Here is an 18,334-nt window from a genome sequence, read left to right as displayed (position 1 = left end):
CATGGTGCTTCTGGACGAACTGGCGGCGCGACCACCCGGGGCGCCGCTGCCCGTGCGGCTGGTGCCGGACATGCTCGAGGAAACCGCCCGGGCGCATCCGCAGCGCAGCGCCGTCGAGTTCCTCGGTCGCCGGATCACGTACCGCACGTTGGCCGCGCTGGTCGACCGCGCGGCGCTCGGCCTGCAGGAACTCGGCCTCAAGCCGGGCGAGCGGGTCGGCCTGTGCCTGCCGAACTCGCCCTACTTCGTCATCTTCTATTTTGCGGTGATGAAGGCGGGCGGCGTCGTGGTGAACTACAACCCGCTCTATTCCGACCCGGAACTGTGCCGGCAGATGCTGGACTCCGGCACCGTCATGATGGTCGTCCCGGACGTCGCCGCAATCCACGACAAGGTGGTCGCGGTGGCGGCGCGCACCGACCTGCGCCGGGTGATCCTGTGCTCGCTGGCGGACGCCATGCCGTGGCTGAAGGGACGGCTGTTCCGCGTCGCCAGGCGGCGCGACCTGGTGCGAGCCGGCTCGAACAGCCTGCACGTGCCGTTTGCGCGCCTGATCGCCAATGCTGGCCAGCCGCTGGCGGTGACGTCCGACCCGCAAGACGTGGCGCTGCTGCAATATACCGGCGGAACCACCGGAACGCCGAAGGGGGCGTCGCTCACCCACGCCAACCTGACCGCGAACAGCGCGCAGGAGCTGCTGGTGGTCGGCTGCGACGAATTGCGCGCGGGGGATGTGCGGGTACTCGGCGTGCTGCCGCTGTTCCATGTCTTCGCGCTGACCTCGGTGCTGAATTTCGCCGTGGCGACCGGCGCCGAGATGATCCTGCTGCCGCGTTTCGAGATGAAGTCGCTGCTGCGCACCATCCGGCGCACCCACCCGACCATGTTCCCGGCAGTGCCGACGCTGTACGGCGCGATCAGCAACGCGGTCGAGGGAGGTCCGCGCAAGCAGAAACGCGCCATGCAGTCGATCCGGACCTGCGTCTCCGGTGGCGCGCCGCTGCCGGCCGAGGTGAAGCAGCGCTTCGAGGCGCTGACCGGCTGCCACGTGGTGGAGGGCTACGGCCTCAGCGAGGCCTCCCCGGTGCTGACCTGCAACCCGCTCGGCGCCGGCAAGCCGGGCTCCGCCGGGCTGCCGCTCGAGAATACCGTCATCGAGATCCGCGACCTCGAGGACCCCACGCGCATTCTAGGCGCCGGCGAGCGGGGCGAGGTGTGCGCGCGCGGCCCACAGGTGATGCAGGGCTACTGGCAACGTCCGGAGGAGACCGCCTCGACCATGATCGACGGCGCACTGCGCACCGGCGATGTCGGCTATCTCGACGAGGACGGCTACCTGTTCCTGGTCGACCGCATCAAGGACCTGATCCTGTGCAGCGGCTACAACGTGTATCCGCGCGCCATCGAGGAAGCACTCTACTCCCATCCCGATGTGCTGGAAACGACCGTGATCGGCGTGCCGGACGCGCATCGTGGCGAGGCGCCGAAAGCGTTCGTGGTGCTGCGGCCGGACGCGGACGCGAACGTGCAGCTTCTGTTCGCGCATCTCGGGCCGCTGCTCTCTAGGATCGAGATGCCGCGCGAGATCGAGATCCGCGACGAACTGCCGCATACCATGGTGGGCAAGCTGTCCAAGAAGGAGCTGGTCGCCGAGGAGGCCGCGCGCGTTTCGCCGCAAGCCGTCTCCGGGGAGCGCGTCGCCTAGTCGCCGCCGTCCCGCCGGGATATCTCACCCGGCCTACAACATCGGGCGGTTTGGGAATGGCTGGAACGGCGATGGCGGATCATGCGACCACGATGCGTGCGGCCGTCCTGACCGGTGCGGGCGCCCTGCGCATCGACCGCGTGCCGCCGCCGTCGCCGGGGCCGGGCCAGGTGGCCATACGGCTGGAAGGCTGCGGCGTATGCGCCTCCAACCTCGGGCCGTGGTCCGGACCGGACTGGATGCAGTTCCCGACCGCACCCGGCGCGCTCGGCCACGAGGGCTGGGGCGTCGTCGAGGCGCTGGGCGAGGGCGTGATCGGGATCGCGGCCGGCGACCGCGTGGCGACCCTCTCCCAGCACAGCTATGCCGAATTCGACGTGGCAGGGGCGGACGAGATCGTCCGGTTGCCACCGGCGCTGGACGGCATGCCGTTCCCGGGCGAGCCGCTCGGCTGCGCGATGAACATCCTCGGACGGGCGGAGATCGCCGCCGGGCAGACCGTCGCCATCATCGGGATCGGCTTTCTCGGCGCCATCCTGACCCGGCTCGCCACCGACGCCGGCGCCCGGGTGATCGCCATCTCGCGCCGGGCATTCTCGCTCGATCTGGCGCGCGCGATGGGCGCCGCCGAGACCATCGCGATGGACGACCACCACGCCATCATCGCGCGTGTGTCGGCGCTCACCGGCGGCCGACACTGCGATCGCGTCATCGAGGCGGTCGGCAAGCAGTGGCCGCTCGACCTCGCCGGCGAGCTGACCCGGGAGCGTGGCCGGCTGGTGGTCGCCGGCTACCACCAGGATGGCCCGCGCCAGGTCAACATGCAGCTCTGGAACTGGCGGGGGCTGGACGTGATCAACGCCCACGAGCGCGATCCGGCGATCTACCGGCGCGGCGTGCGGGAGGCGGTCGAGCTGGTCGCCAGCGGCCGGCTCGACCCGTCGCCGCTCTACACCCACCGCTACACGCTGGAACGGCTGGGCGAGGCGCTGGACGCCACCCGCGACCGGCCGGACGGGTTCCTCAAGGCGCTGGTGCTGTTCCGATGATCCGGCTCGGCTTCCTCGGCACCGGCTGGATCGGCCGCCATCGCATGCAGGCGATCCTGCAGACCGGTTGCGCCGAGGCGGTCGCCATCGCCGAGCCGTCGCCGGAGATGGCCGCGGGGGCACTGGCGCTGGCCCCGGGTGCTGCCCTGGTGGCCGACCTGGATGGGCTGATCGCGGCCGGCATCGACGGGGTGGTGATCGCAACCCCGAGCGCGCTGCACGCGATGCAGTCGATCCAGGCCCTGGAGTGCGGCGTCGCCGTGTTCTGCCAGAAGCCGCTCGGACGCACGGGCGCGGAAGTGCGGGCGGTGGTGCAGGCGGCGCAGGAGGCCGACCGGCTGCTCGGCGTCGACCTGTCCTACCGGCACACCGACGGCATGCGGCAGATACGCGACATCGTGCGGTCCGCGTCGCTCGGGACGATCTACTGCGTCGACCTCACCTTCCATAACGCCTACGGGCCGGACAAGCCGTGGTTCTACGATCCGGCGCTGTCGGGCGGCGGCTGCGTGATGGACCTCGGCGTGCACCTGGTGGACCTGGCGCTTTGGGCGCTGGATTTTCCGGAGGTCGCCGAGGTCGCCAGCGAACTGTTCGCATGCGGCCGCAGGCTGCAGCGTGCACCGTCGGAGGTGGAGGATTTCGCCACCGCCACGCTGCGCCTCGCGAACGGGGCGTCGGTGCGGCTGGCGTGCTCCTGGCGCCTGCAGGCCGGCCAGGACGCGGTGATCGCGGCCGCCTTCTACGGCACCGAGGGTGGCGTCGCTCTGCGCAACGTCGATGGCTCGTTCTACGACTTCGTCGCCGAGCGCTATCGCGGCACGTCCCGCGAGACGCTGTCGGCGCCGCCGGATGCATGGGGCGGCCGGGCTGCCGCGACCTGGGCGGTGCGTCTCGCCGCCGGCGACCGGTACGATCCCGCATCGGCGGAGCTGGTGGCGGTCGCCGACGTGCTGGACCACATCTACGAACGTTGAAATCGTTTTATTGCAACGCACCACAAAACAGAGTCTTTTATTACCGGCGAATACTGATTATGGTTGTTTAGGCGGAAAGTATTCGAGCCTACCGGCATAGTCCGGAGTAAGCGGGGTTTCGTCATGTTGGGTCAATCCGACATGCTCGTCCTGGGTCTCTACATCTGCGCCACGATCGCCCTGGTCGCGCTCATGATTGGTCTGTCGTCCGTGCTGGGCGGCGTGCGCGACGGCCGCTCGATGCGGCTGCCGTTCGAGTCTGGTGTGTTGCCGGTGACCGGCGCACGGCTGCGACTACCGGTGCAGTACTACGTGATCGCGATGTTCTTCGTGATCTTCGACATGGAAGCGGTCTTCATTTTCGCCTGGGCGCTGGTGGTGCGGCAGGCCGGCTGGGCCGGCTATGGCTGCATGATGGTGTTCCTGGCCGTGCTGTTGGTGGCATTCGCGTATCTCTGGCGCGTCGGCGCGCTGGAATGGGGACCACGACCCTACCGTGCCGGCATGCAGCGGCGCGAACGAACCGACACCGGACGCATCGACATGGGACGGAGCTGAGCGCATGCGCTGGTCACTGACCACACCGGATTCCACTTCCCGCCCGAATACCCTGGAGCGGGCGGCCCCGCGATCGGCGAGCTTTACCGAGACGCTGCAGAAGAACCTGGTGATGGGCAAGCTGCAGGATTTCGTCTCCTGGGGGCGTGCCAATTCGGTGTGGCCGTTCAATTTCGGCCTGTCCTGCTGCTACGTGGAGATGGCGACCGCCTTCACCAGCAAGTACGACATCGCGCGCTTCGGCTCGGAAGTGCTGCGGGCGACGCCGCGCGAGGCCGACCTGATCGTCATCTCCGGCACCTGCTTCGTGAAGATGGCACCGGTGATCAGGCATCTCTACGACCAGATGCTGGAGCCGCGCTGGGTGATCTCGATGGGTGCGTGCGCCAATTCGGGCGGCATGTACGATATCTACAGCGTGGTGCAGGGCGCCGACAGCTTCCTGCCGGTCGATGTCTACGTGCCCGGCTGTCCGCCGCGACCGGACGCACTGCTGGAAGGCCTGATGCTGCTGCAGAGCCAGATCGGCAAGGAGAGGCGGCCGCTGAGCTGGACCGTGGGCGACCAGGGTGTCGAGCGTGTCCCGCGTCCCAGCCAGCGCGACCTGAAGCGGCCGGAACGCCAGGCCATGCGCACTCTGCGTTCACCCGACACCATCTGAGGGATCGCGACGATGGACCAGACCGTCGTGCGCTCCGAGAGCATCCCGAAGGTCAGGCCGGCAGGATCTGCCCCGGCACCGGTCCAGGAGGTGCGGGACGATGTCGAGACGCTATGGGTCTCGCGGGAGACCGCGGGCGACGTGCTGACCAGGCTCAAGCGTTCGGCGCCGACGCGCATGATGCTGTTCGACATCACCGCCATCGACGAGCGGCAGCGCACGCACCGGGCGGGCCAGCCGGACTCCGACTTCACCATCGTCTACCACCTGATGCAGTTCGACCGTGCCTCGAAGGCGCCACATCGCGAGGTGCGTATCAAGGTGGCGCTGCTGATGGCGTCGCTGACGATGCCGAGCATGGTGGATATCTGGCCGAACGCGAACTGGTACGAGCGCGAGATCTTCGACCTGTTCGGCATCCATTTCAGCGGCCATCCGGACCTGCGCCGCATCCTGACGCCGCCGACCTGGACCACGCATCCGTTGCGCAAGGACCATTACGCGCGCGCCACCGAGATGAAGCCGTACGACCTCACCGAGGATCGCGAGTTCGCCGAGCAGGAGGCGTTGCGCTTCAACCCCGAGGCCTGGGGGATGCAGCGTCGCAGCGCCAACAGCGACTTCATGTTCCTCAACCTGGGTCCGAACCATCCCAGCGTGCACGGCGTGTTCCGCATCGTGCTGCAGCTCGAGGGCGAGGAGATCGTCGAGGCGGTGCCGGATATCGGCTTCCATCATCGCGGCGCCGAGAAGATGGGCGAGCGGCAGTCCTGGCACAGCTACATCCCGTACACCGACCGCATCGACTATCTCGGCGGGGTGATGAACAACTTCCCGTACGTCATGGCGGTCGAGCAGCTCGCCGGCATCACCGTGCCGCCGCGCGCCGAGATGATTAGGGTGATGCTGGCGGAATTGTTCCGGCTCGCCAGCCACCTGGTGTTCTACGGCACCATGTCGCAGGACGTCGGGCAGCTCTCGCCGGTGTTCTACATGTTCACCGATCGCGAGCGGGTTTTCGAGATCATCGAGGCGATCTGCGGCTTTCGCATGCATCCGGCCTGGTTTCGCATCGGTGGGGTCGCCGCCGACCTGCCGCAGGGCTGGGACACGCTGATCCGCAGCTTCCTCGACTATCTGCCGAAGCGGCTCGACGAATACGAGAAGCTCGTCATGCGCAACCGGCTGTTCAAGGCGCGCACGGTCGGCGTCGGCGCCTACTCGCTGGACGAGGCAATCGAGTGGGGCATTACCGGTCCCGGCCTGCGTGCCTGCGGGCTGGACTGGGACTATCGCCGCCGGCATCCGTATTCCTGCTACGACCAGCTCGAGTTCGACATCCCGGTGGCACAGAAGGGCGACTGCTACGACCGCGTGGTGGTTCATATCGCCGAAATGCGCCAGAGCCTGCGTATCATCCGGCAATGCCTGGACCAGATGCCGGGTGGCCCGGTCAAGGCCGACCATCCGCTCACCACGCCGCCACCGCGTGCAAAAACGATGCACGACATCGAGACGCTGATCACCCATTTCCTCAATGTAAGCTGGGGTCCGGTGATCCCGGCCGGCGAGGCGCGCGCCTGCGTGGAGGCGACCAAGGGGCTGAACAGCTACTACCTGGTCAGCGACGGCGGCACGATGTCGTATCGAACCCGCATCCGCACGCCGTCGTTCGCGCACCTGCAGATGATCCCGCTGATCAGCCGGGGGACCTATATCGCCGACCTGATCGCCATCATCGGCAGCATCGATTTCGTGATGGCCGATGTCGACCGCTGAAACCCTGGCCGACAGCGCGAGCGAGACGCTGCCGGACGCGCTGCGCGAGGAGATCCGCCTCCTCGGCCAGCACGAGGCGCATCCGCGTGCGGCCTGCATCGAGGCGCTGCAACGCGTGCAGCGTGAGTTCCGCTGGGTCAGCGACGCCCATTTGCGCGAGGTGGCCGGCCTGCTCGGCATGTCGGCGGCCGACCTGGACGGGGTCGCCACCTATTTCAACCTGATCTTCCGGCGGCCGGTGGGGCGGCGGGTGCTGCTGCTCTGCGACAGCGTGTCGTGCTGGCTGATGGGACGCGAGCGGCTGGAGGCGCATCTAAGCGCCCGCCTCGGCATCCGGCCGGGCCAGACTACGCCGGACGGCGACGTGACCCTGCTGCCGACGGTGTGCCTGGGACATTGCGACCACGCGCCGGCGCTGATGCTGGGCGACGCGCTGCATGGCGATGTCGACACGCAGAAACTCGACGCGATCCTGGAGGCGGCAGGATGACCGAGCGCCCGCTCACCGGCAGGATCCGGCCCGGCGCACCTCCGCCGGATCGCGAGGCCTACGAGCGGGCGGGCGGCTACCAGGCGATGCGCCGGGCGCTGCTGCACATGACGCCGGAGGAGGTGGTCGGCGACGTGACGAAGTCGGGGCTGCGCGGGCGTGGCGGCGCCGGCTTCGGCACCGGCCAGAAATGGAGCTTCGTGCCGAAGCCGAAGCCCGGTCAGCGCCGCTATCTGGTCGCCAATGCCGACGAGATGGAGCCGGGCACCTTCAAGGACCGGCTGCTGCTGGAGGGCGATCCGCACCAGCTGGTCGAGGCGGTGGTCGTCAGCGCCTATGCGCTGCAGGCGACGGATGCCTACATCTTCGTACGCGGCGAGTACAAGCTCGCCATCGCGCGGCTGACACAGGCGATCGGCGAGGCGACGGCGGCGGGCTATCTCGGCACCGATATCCTCGGCGCCGGTTATGCGCTGTCTTTGCACCTGCATGCCAGTGCCGGCCGCTATATATGCGGCGAGGAGACCGCCCTGCTGACCGCGCTGGAAGGCCGGCGTGCGCTGCCGCGCAGCAAGCCGCCATTCCCGCAGGTGAGCGGATTGTGGGGCGCGCCCAGCGTAGTGAACAACGTCGAGACGCTGTGCAACGTGCCGCACATCGTGAACAACGGTCCCGAGTGGTTCAAGGGCCTTGGCATCGGTCCGGATGGCGGTACCAAGCTGTACGGCATGAGTGGCCGGGTACGCCGGCCCGGCGCCTGGGAATTACCGATCGGCACGCCACTCCGGGAAATCCTCGAGGAGCATGCGGGCGGCATGCAGGAGGGATACCGGCTGCGTGCCCTGCTGCCGGGCGGCGCCTCGACGGCGTTCCTCGGCGCCGACCAGCTCGATATCCCGATGGATTACGGCTCGGTCGAGAAGGCCGGCAGCCGGCTCGGCACCGGAACCGCGATCGTTCTCGACGACCGCGCCTGCCCGGTCGGCATGATACGCAACCTCGAACATTTCTTTGCGCAGGAATCCTGCGGCTGGTGCACGCCTTGCCGCGACGGTTTGCCCTGGGTCGAGCGCATGCTGCAGGCGCTCGAGGAGGGTGACGGCGAGGACGAGGATCTGGCGCAGCTCCAGCGCCATGTCGGACTGCTCGGCATGGGCAAGACGTTTTGCGCGCATGCGCCGGGGGCGATGGCGCCGCTCGGCAGCGGGTTGCAGAAATTCCGCGAGGAGTTCGCGCAGCACGTGCACCAGCATCGCTGTCCGTGGCCGGCGGGGGGATTGCACTGATGGCGACCATCCATATCGACGGTCAGCCGTTCGCGGCACGGGCCGACACCAACCTGCTGCAGGCCTGCCTGTCGGCGGGAACCGACCTGCCGTATTTCTGCTGGCACCCGGACCTGGGCTCGGTCGGCGCATGCCGGCAATGCGCCGTCAAGCAGTATAGCGGCCCGGACGACACGCGCGGCCGCATCGTCATGGCGTGCATGACGCCGGTGACGGACGGTGCGATCCTCTCGACCAGGGATGCGGAGTCGCTCGATTTCCGCTCCAGCGTGGTGGAGTGGCTGATGACCAACCACCCGCACGATTGTCCGGTCTGCGAGGAAGGCGGCGAGTGCCACCTGCAGGACATGACGGTGATGACCGGGCATCACGCGCGCCGCTACCGCTTCAGGAAGCGCACCCATCGCAACCAGGATCTCGGGCCATTCGTGAAGCACGAGATGAATCGCTGCATCGCCTGCTATCGCTGCGTGCGGTTCTATCGCGATTATGCCGGCGGCGAGGACCTGGCCGCATTCGCCTCGCACAACAGCGTCTATTTTGGCCGCGCCGAGAGCGGCACGCTGGAGAGCGACTTCAGCGGCAACCTGGTCGAGGTCTGCCCGACCGGCGTGTTCACCGACAAGCCGTTCTCCAGCCGCTACGTCCGTAAGTGGGACATGCGCGGCGCACCGTCGGTGTGCGTGCATTGCGCGGTCGGCTGCAACACCATCCTGAACGAGCGCGACGGCAGCCTGCGCCGGGTGCTGAACCGCTACAACGGCGAGGTCAACCGCTACTTCCTGTGCGACCGTGGCCGGTTCGGCACCGGCTTCGTCAACGCCGCGAGCCGCCTGCGCGCGCCGCTGCTGCGGGCTTCCGACGGCAGCCTGCAGGCGACCAGCATGGCGGCGGCGTTGGCCCTGTTCGGCGAAGCGTTGTCGACCGGCCCGGTGATCGGCATCGGCTCGCCGCGCGCCTCGCTGGAGGCCAACTTCGCCCTGCGCACCCTGGTGGGAGCGCAGAACTTCCACCTCGGGGTATCCGGCATCGAGCACGACCTGCTCACGCTGACACGCGACATCCTGCGTGTGTCGCCGGCACGCATCGCCACCCTGCACCAGGCGGAGCAGGCCGACGCCGTGCTGGTGCTCGGCGAGGATGTCAGCAAGACGGCGCCACGCATCGGGCTCGCGCTGCGCCAGTCGGTGCGGCAGGCCTCGTTCGAGGCGGCGGCGCAGGCACGCATTCCGCTCTGGCTGGATGCCGCGGTGCGCAGCCTCGGCACCGATGCGCGCTCGCCCCTGTTCCAGGCGACGCCGGCGGCGACCGACCTCGATCCCATCGCCGTCGCCAACCTGCGCCTGGCGCCCGAGGATATCGCGCGCCTGGGCTTCGCGGTCGCGCATTGCATCGATCCGGCCTCGCCTCAGGTGGTCGACCTGGCCGAGGCGATGGCGGGGCAGGCCAGGGCGATCGCCGATGCGCTGCTGGCGGCGACGCGGCCACTGGTGGTCAGCGGTGGCCAGTGCGGCTCGGCCCCGGTGCTGCAGGCGGCGGCAAACATCGCGGCGGCACTGCACCGGACCCGGCCGGAAACAAGGCTGATGCTGACCGTCGCCGAGTGCAACAGCATGGGGCTGGCGCTGCTCGGCGGCGAGCCGCTCGATGCGGCGATGGAGGCACTCGAGGCCGGGATGGTCGCGACCGTGGTGGTGCTGGAGAACGACCTGTTCCGGCGGGTGCCGCAGGCGCGGCTGCTGCATGCCCTGGCGCGGGCCCGTCACGTCGTGGCACTCGACCATCTGGCCAGCGCCACCACCCAGGTGGCCGAACTGGTGCTGCCGACGGCAACCTTCGCCGAGACCGACGGCACCCTGGTCAGCCACGAGGGACGGGCGCAGCGCTTCTTCCAGGTGAGTTTCCCGGTAGCACCCGTGCAGGATGCCTGGCGCTGGCTGCGCGACGGCGCAAAGGCTGCACACCGTCATGACCTGGATTGGCAGCACCTGGACGAGGTCATCGCCGATCTCTGCGCGGCGCACCCGGCGCTGACGGCCATGCGCGGCGCGGCGCCCGATGCCGGGTTCCGCATCGCCGGCTCGCCGATCCGCAGCGAGACGCACCGGTTCAGCGGCCGCACCGCGATCCACGCCAATGTCAGCGTGCGCGACGCCAAGCCGGAAGCCAATATCGACGGGCCGCTCAGCACCACCATGGAGGGCTATTACGGCGAGATGCCGGCGGCGCTGCGGCCTTATTTCTGGGCGCCGTCATGGAACTCCGGCCAGTCGCTCAACAAGTTCCAGGACGAGGTCGGGGGCCCGTTGCGCGGCGGCGATCCCGGGATACGGCTGCTCGATGGCGACCCGGTGCCGTGGCGCTACCACGACGCCATCCCCGGCGCCTTCCAGCCGCGTGTCGATGCGCTGATGGTGCTGCCGAAGGGGCGGCTGATCGGCTCCGAGGAGCTGAGCGACCGCGCGCCCGCCGCGAAGCCGCGTATCGAGCCGGCGGCGCTGTCGGTGTCGCCCGCCATGCGTCAGGCGCTTGGCGCCACGACGATGCTCAGCCTGACCGGCGCCGTGCATGCGGTCGCGGTGGTGGCGGACCCGGCCATTCCTGAGGGGGTCGCACTATTCCCGGCGCACGCGCATCCGTTCCCGGGCTTCGCCGACCCGCAATGGGCCGAAACGGCCGCGCCATGACCCTCGGCTTCGGCATCCTGGAGATCGTCGTCAGCCTCGCCGCCATGCTGAGCGCCGCGGCCGGGCTGACCTGGGTCGAGCGCCGGCTGCTCGGATTCTGGCAGGATCGCGCCGGCCCCAACCGTGTCGGGCCGTTCGGCACGCTGCAGGCGGTGGCCGACGGGGTGAAGCTGCTGTTCAAGCAGGACTGGATCCCGCCGTTCGCCGATCGTGGCGTGTTCATCCTGGCCCCCGCCGCCGGCATGGCAACGGTGCTGCTCGGCTTCGCGGTGATCCCGGTCACAGCGGGCTGGAGCGTCGCCGGCCATCTCAATGTCGGCATCCTGTTCTTCCTGGCGATGACCTCGCTGGGCGTCTACAGCGTGGTGCTCGGCGGCTGGGCGTCGAACAACAAGTTCGCGCTGCTCGGCGGCATGCGGGCGGCGGCGCAGATGGTCAGCTACGAGGTCTTCATGGGCCTGTCGCTGCTCGGCACGGTGATGCTGGCGCACTCCTTCAGCCTGGTCGACATCGTCATGGCGCAGGGCCGGATGTGGTTCATCGTGCCGCAGTTCCTGGGCTTCGTGACATTCCTGCTGGCCGGCATCGCCGAGACGCACCGGCTGCCGTTCGATCTGCCGGAAGGCGAGAACGAACTGGGCGCCGGTTTCCACACGGAATATTCCGGCATGAAGTTCGGCATGTTCTTCATCGCGGAATATGCCGGCATCGTGCTGATCGCCTCGATGATCACCACGCTGTTCCTCGGCGGCTGGCTCGGCCCGGTGCTGCCGCCGGTGGTGTGGTTCCTGCTCAAGACCGGCCTCACCATCTGCTTCTTCATCCTGCTGCGCGCCGCACTCCCACGTCCGCGCTACGACCAGCTGATGATGTTCGGCTGGAAGGTGCTGCTCCCCGTCTGCCTGCTCAATGTCGCCGTCACCGGGGCGGCGATCCTGCTGTTCTCCCCGACCGGCTAGGTATTTCCCATGCTCAGCAACGTGCGCACGCTCTGGCTGACGTTCCTGCACCTGTTCCACCGCAGCGAGACGGTGGGCTATCCCGAGACCAAGCCGTACATGGCGCCGCGGTATCGCGCCCGCATCATCCTGTCGCGCGATCCGGACGGCGCCGAGCGCTGCGTCTCGTGCAATCTATGCGCGGCGGTTTGCCCGGTCGATTGTATCAGCCTGCAGAAGACCGAGGACCAGGGTCGCTGGTATCCGGAATATTTCCGCATCAACTTCTCCCGCTGCATCTTCTGCGGCCTGTGCGAGGAGGCGTGCCCGACCTACGCCATCCAGCTCACGCCCGACTACGAGATGAGCGAGTACGAGCGCCCGAACCTCGTCTACGAGAAAGAGGATCTGCTGATCAGCGGCACCGGGAAATACCCGGACTATAACTTCTATCGCGTCGCCGGCATGGCGGTGCCCGGCAAGGACAAGGGCGAGGCTGAGCGCGAGGATCCGCCGGTCGACATCCACGGCCTGCTGCCATGAACGCGCTGTTCACGCTGGCCGCCATCGTCGCGGTGATCTCCACCACCATGGTGGTGACGCGCACCGTCGCCGTGCACGCGCTGCTTTATCTCGTGGTGTCGCTGCTGGCGGTGGCGACGGTGTTCTTCACGCTGGGTGCCGCGTTCGCCGCCGCACTGGAAGTCATCATCTATGCCGGCGCCATCATGATCCTGTTCGTGTTCGTGGTGATGATGCTCAATCTCGACCGCGACGACGCCGACCGCGAGAACACGTGGCTGACGCCGCGCGTCTGGGCCGGCCCGGCGCTGCTCTCCGCCGTACTGGCCGGCGAACTGCTGTATGCCGGCATCGCCGGGCACGGCACCATCGTGGCGGCCCGGGAGGTGGGTCCGGTGCAGGTCGGGCTCGCCCTGTTCGGCCCGTATCTGCTGGCAGTCGAGCTCGCCTCGCTGCTGCTGCTGGCCGGGCTGATCAGTGCCTACCATCTTGGCCGCGACAGCGGGCGGGGAGGCTGAGCATGGGCGCCGTCGCACCCGCCAACGCCATCCTGCTCGCCGCCATCCTGTTCGGCCTTGGCCTCGCCGGCGTGCTGATACGCCGCAACCTGATCTTCATGCTGATGTCGATCGAGGTCATGCTGAACGCCACCGGCCTCGCCTTCGTCGCCGGCGGCGCGCGCTGGGGCCAGGCGGACGGGCAGGTGATGTTCCTCCTCGTGCTGACCCTGGCGGCGGCCGAGATCTCGGTCGGGCTGGCGCTGATCCTGCTGCTGCAGACCAGGCGGCCGACGCTGGATTCCGATGTCGGCAACCGGCTGAAGGGATAGCCCGCCATGCAGCAGCTTCTCGCCCTGGTGCCCGCGCTGCCCTTGCTGGCGGCGGTGCTGCTCATGCTGGCCGCGACGCGCATCGGCACCAACGGCGTGCGCATCCTTGGCGTCGGGTCGGTGGCGTTGTCCGCCTTGCTCGCGTGCCGGATCGCAGTTGCGCAGATCGGTGCCGGATGGGCGGTGCAGCCGTTCGACGTGACGCTCTGGCACTGGATGCGCATCGGCGACTTCGCGCCCGACGTCACGCTGCATCTCGATGGGCTCTCGCTGGTGATGATGCTGGTCATCACCGTCATCGGGTTCCTGATCCACCTCTATGCATCGGCCTATCTCGACGGCGATCCCGGCTACGCGCGCTTCTTCGCCTGCATGAATTTGTTCGTCGCCGCGATGCTGACGCTGGTGCTCGCGAACGACCTCCTGCTGCTCTATGTCGGCTGGGAAGGGGTCGGCCTGTGCAGCTATCTGCTGATCGGCTTCTGGTACGACGATCCCGCCAATGGCCGCGCCGCGCGCAAGGCGTTCATCGTCACCCGCGTTGGCGACACCGCGCTGATCAGCGGATTGTTCCTGCTGGCGACCAGCTTCGGCACGCTGAGCATCCCGTCGCTGATGCAGCACGCCACGACAAGCTGGCCGATCGGGACAGCGATGCCGACGCTCGCCGCGTTCCTGCTGCTCGGCGGCGCGCTCGGCAAATCGGCGCAGTTGCCGCTGCAGACCTGGCTGGTGGACGCGATGGCGGGTCCGACGCCGGTGTCGGCATTGATCCATGCCGCCACCATGGTGACCGCCGGCGTCTACCTGATCGCGCGCACGCACGTGCTGTTTGCACTGGCGCCCGACGCCTTGCTGGTGACCGGGCTGATCGGCGCCGCCACGTTGCTGCTGTCGGGCGCAAGCGCGCTGGTGCAGACCGATATCAAGCGGGTGCTGGCGTATTCCACCATCAGCCAGATCGGCTATATGTTCCTGGCCCTCGGCGTCGGCGCGTGGGATGCCGCTATCTTCCACCTGGTCACGCACGCCTTCTTCAAGGCGCTGCTGTTCCTGGCTGCCGGCGCCGTGATCCTGCGCATGCACCACGAGCAGGACATCACCCGCATGGGCGGCCTGCGCACCGCTATGCCCGGGGTTTTCGTGGTCTTCGCAATCGGCAGCGCGTCGCTGGCTGCGTTGCCGCTGGTCACCGCCGGGTTCTACAGCAAGGAGGCGATCCTCGGTGGTGCCTGGGATTCCGGGCCGTCCGGGCGCCTGCTATGGTGTGCCGGCGTGGTCGGCGCATTCCTGACCGCGCTGTATATCTTTCGGCTGCTGTTCATCGTCTTCCTCGGCGAGCAGCATCGCCATCCGCACGGCGTCACCGGCTGGCGCATCGGCGTGCCGCTCGGTGTGCTGGCAATCCTCGCGGTCGTCGGCGGCGGGTTGCAGACCCCGGCACTGCTCGGGGGTATTGCCATAATGCCGGGCATCCTCGGCGGCGTTTTCGGGTCCGCATCGCACGAGGGCGCGCTGGCGTTGTTGCCGCTTGTGCTGGCGTCCCTTGTGCCGCTGGCGGGGATCGCGTTGGCCTGGCGCTGGTATGGCGGCGGCCTCGCCAGCCGCTTCGAGACCCAGTTCACCGGGCTGCTGCTACGCGGCTGGGATTTCGACCGCGCCTATGACCGCATGATCGTGCAGCCGCTGATGTGGCTGGTGCGCGTGAACCATCACGACATCGTCGACAGCTTCTACGAGGGCCTCGGCAAGCTCGCGCAGCGGACCCATGCCGGCCTCAGCCTCAGCGAGAACGGACGCGTGCGCTGGTATGCCGGCTGGCTCGCCGCCGGCTCGGTCGCCGCACTTGCGATCGCGGTGCTGTCATGATGCTGCCGGCGCTGATCGTCATCCCGCTGCTGGCGGCACTGGTCGCCTGCCTCGGCGGCCGCACGCGCGCCAACTGGCCGCGCCGGGTGACTGTCGGAGCCCTGTTGCTCGACGCCCTGATCCTCGCCGAGCTGACCCGCCCGGTGCCTGCCATCGGCCTCGCACCCGGCTGGCTGGCGCATTTCGACGCGCCGTGGATCCCGCAGCTCGGCATCTCGCTGCGCCTCGACATGGACGGGCTCAGCCTGCTGCTGCTCTGGCTGACATTGGCCCTCACACTCGCCAGCGTGGCGATCTCCTGGCGCGAGGTGACGGCGCATGTCGGCTTCTTCCATGTCTGCCTGCTGGCGACCACCGCCGGCATCATCGGCGTGTTCCTGGCGACCGACCTGTTCCTGTTCTTCTTCTTCTGGGAGATCATGCTGGTCCCGATGTATTTCCTGGTGGCGATCTGGGGGCACGAGCGCCGGGTGCATGCGGCGATCAAGTTCTTCCTGTTCACCCAGGGCAGCGGCCTGCTGATGCTGCTGGCGATCTTCGCCCTCGCCTTCGTGCACCGGCAATCGACCGGCGAATTCACCTTCGACTACTTCAAGCTGCTGCACACCCCGATGTCGTCCGGCACCGGCATGCTGCTGATGCTCGGCTTCTTCATCGCCTTCGCGGTCAAGCTGCCGGTGGTGCCGTTCCATAGCTGGCTGCCCGACACCCACACCCAGGCGCCGACCGCCGGCAGCGTGCTGCTCGCCGGCATCCTGCTCAAGACCGGCGCGTACGGGCTGATTCGCTTCACCATTCCGCTGTTCCCCGACGCCGCCCACCGCTTCACGCCGATCGCACTCGCCCTCGGCGTGCTCGGCATCCTGTACGGCGCGGTGCTGGCGATCGGCCAGACCGACATGAAGCGCCTGGTCGCGTACAGCAGCGTCAGCCATCTCGGCTTCGTGCTGCTCGGCATCTTCGCCTGGAACACGCTCGCCCTGCAGGGCGCGGTGATCCAGATGATCGCGCACGGTATCAGCACCGGCGCGCTGTTCATCCTGGTGGGTTCCGTGCAGGACCGGCTGCACACCCGCGACCTGCGCCACCTTGGCGGCCTGTGGCACGGCGCGCCGCGTTTCTCGGCGGTGTTCCTGTTCTTCGCCATCGCTTCGCTCGGGCTGCCCGGCCTCGGCAATTTCGTCGGCGAGTTCCTCACCCTGCTCGGCACCTGGCGGGTCAGCCCGCCGGCCGCGGTGCTTGGTGCGGTCGGGCTGGTGATGGCGGCGGTCTACGCCCTGCTGCTGGTCGCCCGCGCCCTGCTCGGCCCGGCCAACCCGCAGGCGGTGATGGGCGAGCTGTCCGGCCGCCACCGGGTCACGATGGCGGCAATGATCGTCGCCATCGTGGCGCTCGGCGTCTATCCGCAACCGGTGATCGACATGGCGTCACCCTCGCTGCTGCATCTCGGACCGCTCTCCGCCAGGGCCGCCCCACTCCTGCATCTGGCCAGCCGTCAGGACCAGCCATGAACCCGTTCGGCGTCGTCGCCCTGCTGCCGCTGCTGGTGCTGTCGGCGGGGACCGTCGTGGTGATGACCGGGATCGCGATCCGGCGCTCGAATTTCCTCGCGGCGCTGACCACCGGCGCCGTCATGGTGGCGGCGCTGCTCGCCCTGCTGCCGGCGGCGCGCGTGGTGCCGATGCGGGTGGCGCCATTGTTCCTGATCGACGGCTATTTCGTGTTCGCCGCCGCCCTGGTGCTGCTCTCTGCGCTCGCCGTGCTGCTGCTGTCGTACGGCTATGTCTCCGCGATACGCAGCAGCCCGGCGGACGAATATTATCTCCTCCTGCTGGTGGCGACGCTCGGCGCGGTGGCGATGCTGGCGAGCGACCACTTCGTGACCTTCTTCCTTGGCCTGGAGACGCTCAGCGTCGCGCTGCTCGGCCTGATCGCCTATTCGCGCCACCGCCCGGACGCGACCGAGGCGGCGATGAAGTACCTCGTGCTCGCCGGCACCTCGTCGGCGTTCCTGCTGTTCGGCATCGCGCTGCTGTACGCGGACCAGGGCACCCTGTCCTTCTCCCTGGCCGCAGCCAAGGCAAGTTCGACGCAGGGCATCGGCATCTACCGGATGGCGGCATCGGCGCTGATCCTCACCGGCATCGGCTACAAGCTCTCGATCGTGCCGTTCCACATGTGGGCGCCCGATGTCTATGACGGCGCGCCGGCGCCGGTCGGCGCCTTCGTCGCCGTGGTCTCGAAACTTTCAGTCTTCACCGTGCTGATGCGCTATTTCGTCGCCGGTCCCGGACATGCGGATCACGCCGCATTCCAGGCCATCGCGCTGTTCGCCATCCTGTCCATGCTGCTCGGCAACCTCCTCGCGCTGGGCCAGAACAACCTCAAGCGCCTGCTCGCGTACTCGTCGATCGCGCATCTCGGCTACCTGCTGGTCGCGTTCCTGGCGCCGGAGACCTTCGGTATCGAGGCGTCGAGCTACTATCTGGCCGCCTACGCCGTCACCACGCTGGGCGCCTTCGGCGTCATCGGCCTGCTGTCCGACCCGGCTGCCGGTGCCGATTGCGCGGAGCTGGAATCCTACCGCGGCCTGTTCTGGCGACGCCCATGGCTCGCCGGCATCCTCACCCTGATGCTGGTGTCGCTGGCCGGCATCCCGCCGACCATGGGCTTCATCGCCAAGGCGTATGTGATGACCGCCGGCGTCGGCAGCGCGCTCACGCTGCCGCTGGCGGCGCTGGTGATCGGCAGCATCATCGGCCTGTTCTACTATCTGCGCGTCGTGGTGGTGATGGCGCAGCCGGTGGCGGCGGGCGTGCAGGCGAGGTTCCCACGCGTGCGGGCGAGCGGCGCCATCACCATCGGCGCACTTGCCATACTCGTGGTGGTGCTCGGACTGCAGCCGGCCTCGCTGATCGCACCGATCCGGCTCGCCAATCCGCGTGCGCCATCGCCGCCGATGGTTGCCGCATCTCCGGCGGCAC

General features: G+C 68.4%; 15 protein-coding genes and 1 pseudogene. All 16 read left to right on the top strand.

Features of this window, described 5'->3' with window-relative positions:
- Nucleotide 1 precedes the first annotated feature (1 nt).
- Nucleotides 2–1,705: a long-chain-fatty-acid--CoA ligase gene (locus tag FE263_RS14955; RefSeq protein ID WP_138326833.1), complete on the top strand. Its 1,704-nt coding sequence runs from the start codon at nucleotides 2–4 to the stop codon at nucleotides 1,703–1,705.
- Between the two features lie 71 nt (nucleotides 1,706–1,776).
- Nucleotides 1,777–2,754 carry an MDR/zinc-dependent alcohol dehydrogenase-like family protein gene (locus FE263_RS14950; RefSeq protein WP_205880395.1) on the top strand — a complete coding sequence of 326 codons (978 nt, stop codon included), beginning with the start codon at nucleotides 1,777–1,779 and terminating at the stop codon, nucleotides 2,752–2,754.
- A complete protein-coding gene (locus FE263_RS14945; RefSeq protein WP_138326832.1) occupies nucleotides 2,751–3,731 on the top strand; it encodes a Gfo/Idh/MocA family protein in 981 nt (326 codons plus the stop codon). The genes FE263_RS14950 and FE263_RS14945 overlap by 4 nt, the downstream gene beginning before the upstream one ends.
- A gap of 141 nt (nucleotides 3,732–3,872) precedes the next feature.
- Complete coding sequence (locus FE263_RS14940) at nucleotides 3,873–4,289, top strand: NADH-quinone oxidoreductase subunit A (protein WP_240759655.1); 417 nt, start codon at nucleotides 3,873–3,875, stop codon at nucleotides 4,287–4,289.
- Nucleotides 4,290–4,293: 4 nt separating this feature from the next.
- Nucleotides 4,294–4,950 (top strand): NADH-quinone oxidoreductase subunit B, encoded by a 657-nt coding sequence (locus tag FE263_RS14935; protein WP_138326830.1) that lies wholly within the window; start codon nucleotides 4,294–4,296, stop codon nucleotides 4,948–4,950.
- Nucleotides 4,951–4,962: 12 nt separating this feature from the next.
- Nucleotides 4,963–6,729, top strand: coding sequence for an NADH-quinone oxidoreductase subunit C/D (gene nuoC / locus FE263_RS14930; protein ID WP_138326829.1), 1,767 nt, complete (start codon nucleotides 4,963–4,965; stop codon nucleotides 6,727–6,729).
- The gene (nuoE, locus tag FE263_RS14925) at nucleotides 6,716–7,219 is read left to right on the top strand and encodes an NADH-quinone oxidoreductase subunit NuoE (RefSeq protein WP_138326828.1); all 504 of its coding nucleotides are present in this window, start codon (nucleotides 6,716–6,718) and stop codon (nucleotides 7,217–7,219) included. The genes nuoC and nuoE overlap by 14 nt, the downstream gene beginning before the upstream one ends.
- Nucleotides 7,216–8,505 (top strand): NADH-quinone oxidoreductase subunit NuoF, encoded by a 1,290-nt coding sequence (nuoF, locus tag FE263_RS14920; RefSeq protein WP_138326827.1) that lies wholly within the window; start codon nucleotides 7,216–7,218, stop codon nucleotides 8,503–8,505. The genes nuoE and nuoF overlap by 4 nt, the downstream gene beginning before the upstream one ends.
- Nucleotides 8,505–11,192 carry an NADH-quinone oxidoreductase subunit NuoG gene (gene nuoG / locus FE263_RS14915; RefSeq protein WP_138326826.1) on the top strand — a complete coding sequence of 896 codons (2,688 nt, stop codon included), beginning with the start codon at nucleotides 8,505–8,507 and terminating at the stop codon, nucleotides 11,190–11,192. Before nuoF ends, nuoG begins: the two co-directional genes overlap by 1 nt.
- Complete coding sequence (gene nuoH / locus FE263_RS14910; RefSeq protein WP_138326825.1) at nucleotides 11,189–12,151, top strand: NADH-quinone oxidoreductase subunit NuoH; 963 nt, start codon at nucleotides 11,189–11,191, stop codon at nucleotides 12,149–12,151. The genes nuoG and nuoH overlap by 4 nt, the downstream gene beginning before the upstream one ends.
- A 9-nt stretch (nucleotides 12,152–12,160) precedes the next feature.
- Nucleotides 12,161–12,673 (top strand): NADH-quinone oxidoreductase subunit NuoI, encoded by a 513-nt coding sequence (gene nuoI / locus FE263_RS14905; protein ID WP_138326824.1) that lies wholly within the window; start codon nucleotides 12,161–12,163, stop codon nucleotides 12,671–12,673.
- Nucleotides 12,670–13,170: an NADH-quinone oxidoreductase subunit J gene (gene nuoJ / locus FE263_RS14900; RefSeq protein WP_138326823.1), complete on the top strand. Its 501-nt coding sequence runs from the start codon at nucleotides 12,670–12,672 to the stop codon at nucleotides 13,168–13,170. The genes nuoI and nuoJ overlap by 4 nt, the downstream gene beginning before the upstream one ends.
- A gap of 2 nt (nucleotides 13,171–13,172) precedes the next feature.
- The gene (nuoK, locus tag FE263_RS14895) at nucleotides 13,173–13,481 is read left to right on the top strand and encodes an NADH-quinone oxidoreductase subunit NuoK (protein ID WP_138326822.1); all 309 of its coding nucleotides are present in this window, start codon (nucleotides 13,173–13,175) and stop codon (nucleotides 13,479–13,481) included.
- A 6-nt stretch (nucleotides 13,482–13,487) separates the two neighbouring features.
- Nucleotides 13,488–15,350, top strand: a complete 1,863-nt coding sequence (gene nuoL, locus FE263_RS14890; protein WP_138326821.1) for an NADH-quinone oxidoreductase subunit L — start codon at nucleotides 13,488–13,490, stop codon at nucleotides 15,348–15,350.
- Nucleotides 15,347–16,861: a complex I subunit 4 family protein gene (locus tag FE263_RS14885; RefSeq protein ID WP_138326820.1), complete on the top strand. Its 1,515-nt coding sequence runs from the start codon at nucleotides 15,347–15,349 to the stop codon at nucleotides 16,859–16,861. The genes nuoL and FE263_RS14885 overlap by 4 nt, the downstream gene beginning before the upstream one ends.
- Nucleotides 16,858–18,282: pseudogene (locus tag FE263_RS14880) on the top strand (NADH-quinone oxidoreductase subunit N); the annotation flags it as partial. The gene FE263_RS14885 and the pseudogene FE263_RS14880, both read left to right, overlap by 4 nt.
- Nucleotides 18,283–18,334: the final 52 nt, after the last annotated feature.

Source organism: Lichenicoccus roseus (assembly GCF_005844085.1).
Classification (GTDB): Bacteria; Pseudomonadota; Alphaproteobacteria; order Acetobacterales; family Acetobacteraceae; genus Lichenicoccus; species Lichenicoccus roseus.
This window is presented reverse-complemented; position numbering and strand designations above follow the sequence as displayed.

Excerpts from the sequence above, each read along its gene's own strand:
- FE263_RS14955 (WP_138326833.1), top strand. The coding sequence starts at position 2 with ATGGTGCTTCTGGACGAACTGGCGGCGCGACCACCCGGGGCGCCGCTG.
- FE263_RS14950 (WP_205880395.1), top strand. The coding sequence starts at position 1,777 with ATGGCGGATCATGCGACCACGATGCGTGCGGCCGTCCTGACCGGTGCG.
- FE263_RS14945 (WP_138326832.1), top strand. The coding sequence starts at position 2,751 with ATGATCCGGCTCGGCTTCCTCGGCACCGGCTGGATCGGCCGCCATCGC.
- FE263_RS14940 (WP_240759655.1), top strand. The coding sequence starts at position 3,873 with ATGCTCGTCCTGGGTCTCTACATCTGCGCCACGATCGCCCTGGTCGCG.
- FE263_RS14935 (WP_138326830.1), top strand. The coding sequence starts at position 4,294 with ATGCGCTGGTCACTGACCACACCGGATTCCACTTCCCGCCCGAATACC.
- nuoC (WP_138326829.1), top strand. The coding sequence starts at position 4,963 with ATGGACCAGACCGTCGTGCGCTCCGAGAGCATCCCGAAGGTCAGGCCG.
- nuoE (WP_138326828.1), top strand. The coding sequence starts at position 6,716 with ATGTCGACCGCTGAAACCCTGGCCGACAGCGCGAGCGAGACGCTGCCG.
- nuoF (WP_138326827.1), top strand. The coding sequence starts at position 7,216 with ATGACCGAGCGCCCGCTCACCGGCAGGATCCGGCCCGGCGCACCTCCG.
- nuoG (WP_138326826.1), top strand. The coding sequence starts at position 8,505 with ATGGCGACCATCCATATCGACGGTCAGCCGTTCGCGGCACGGGCCGAC.
- nuoH (WP_138326825.1), top strand. The coding sequence starts at position 11,189 with ATGACCCTCGGCTTCGGCATCCTGGAGATCGTCGTCAGCCTCGCCGCC.
- nuoI (WP_138326824.1), top strand. The coding sequence starts at position 12,161 with ATGCTCAGCAACGTGCGCACGCTCTGGCTGACGTTCCTGCACCTGTTC.
- nuoJ (WP_138326823.1), top strand. The coding sequence starts at position 12,670 with ATGAACGCGCTGTTCACGCTGGCCGCCATCGTCGCGGTGATCTCCACC.
- nuoK (WP_138326822.1), top strand. The coding sequence starts at position 13,173 with ATGGGCGCCGTCGCACCCGCCAACGCCATCCTGCTCGCCGCCATCCTG.
- nuoL (WP_138326821.1), top strand. The coding sequence starts at position 13,488 with ATGCAGCAGCTTCTCGCCCTGGTGCCCGCGCTGCCCTTGCTGGCGGCG.
- FE263_RS14885 (WP_138326820.1), top strand. The coding sequence starts at position 15,347 with ATGATGCTGCCGGCGCTGATCGTCATCCCGCTGCTGGCGGCACTGGTC.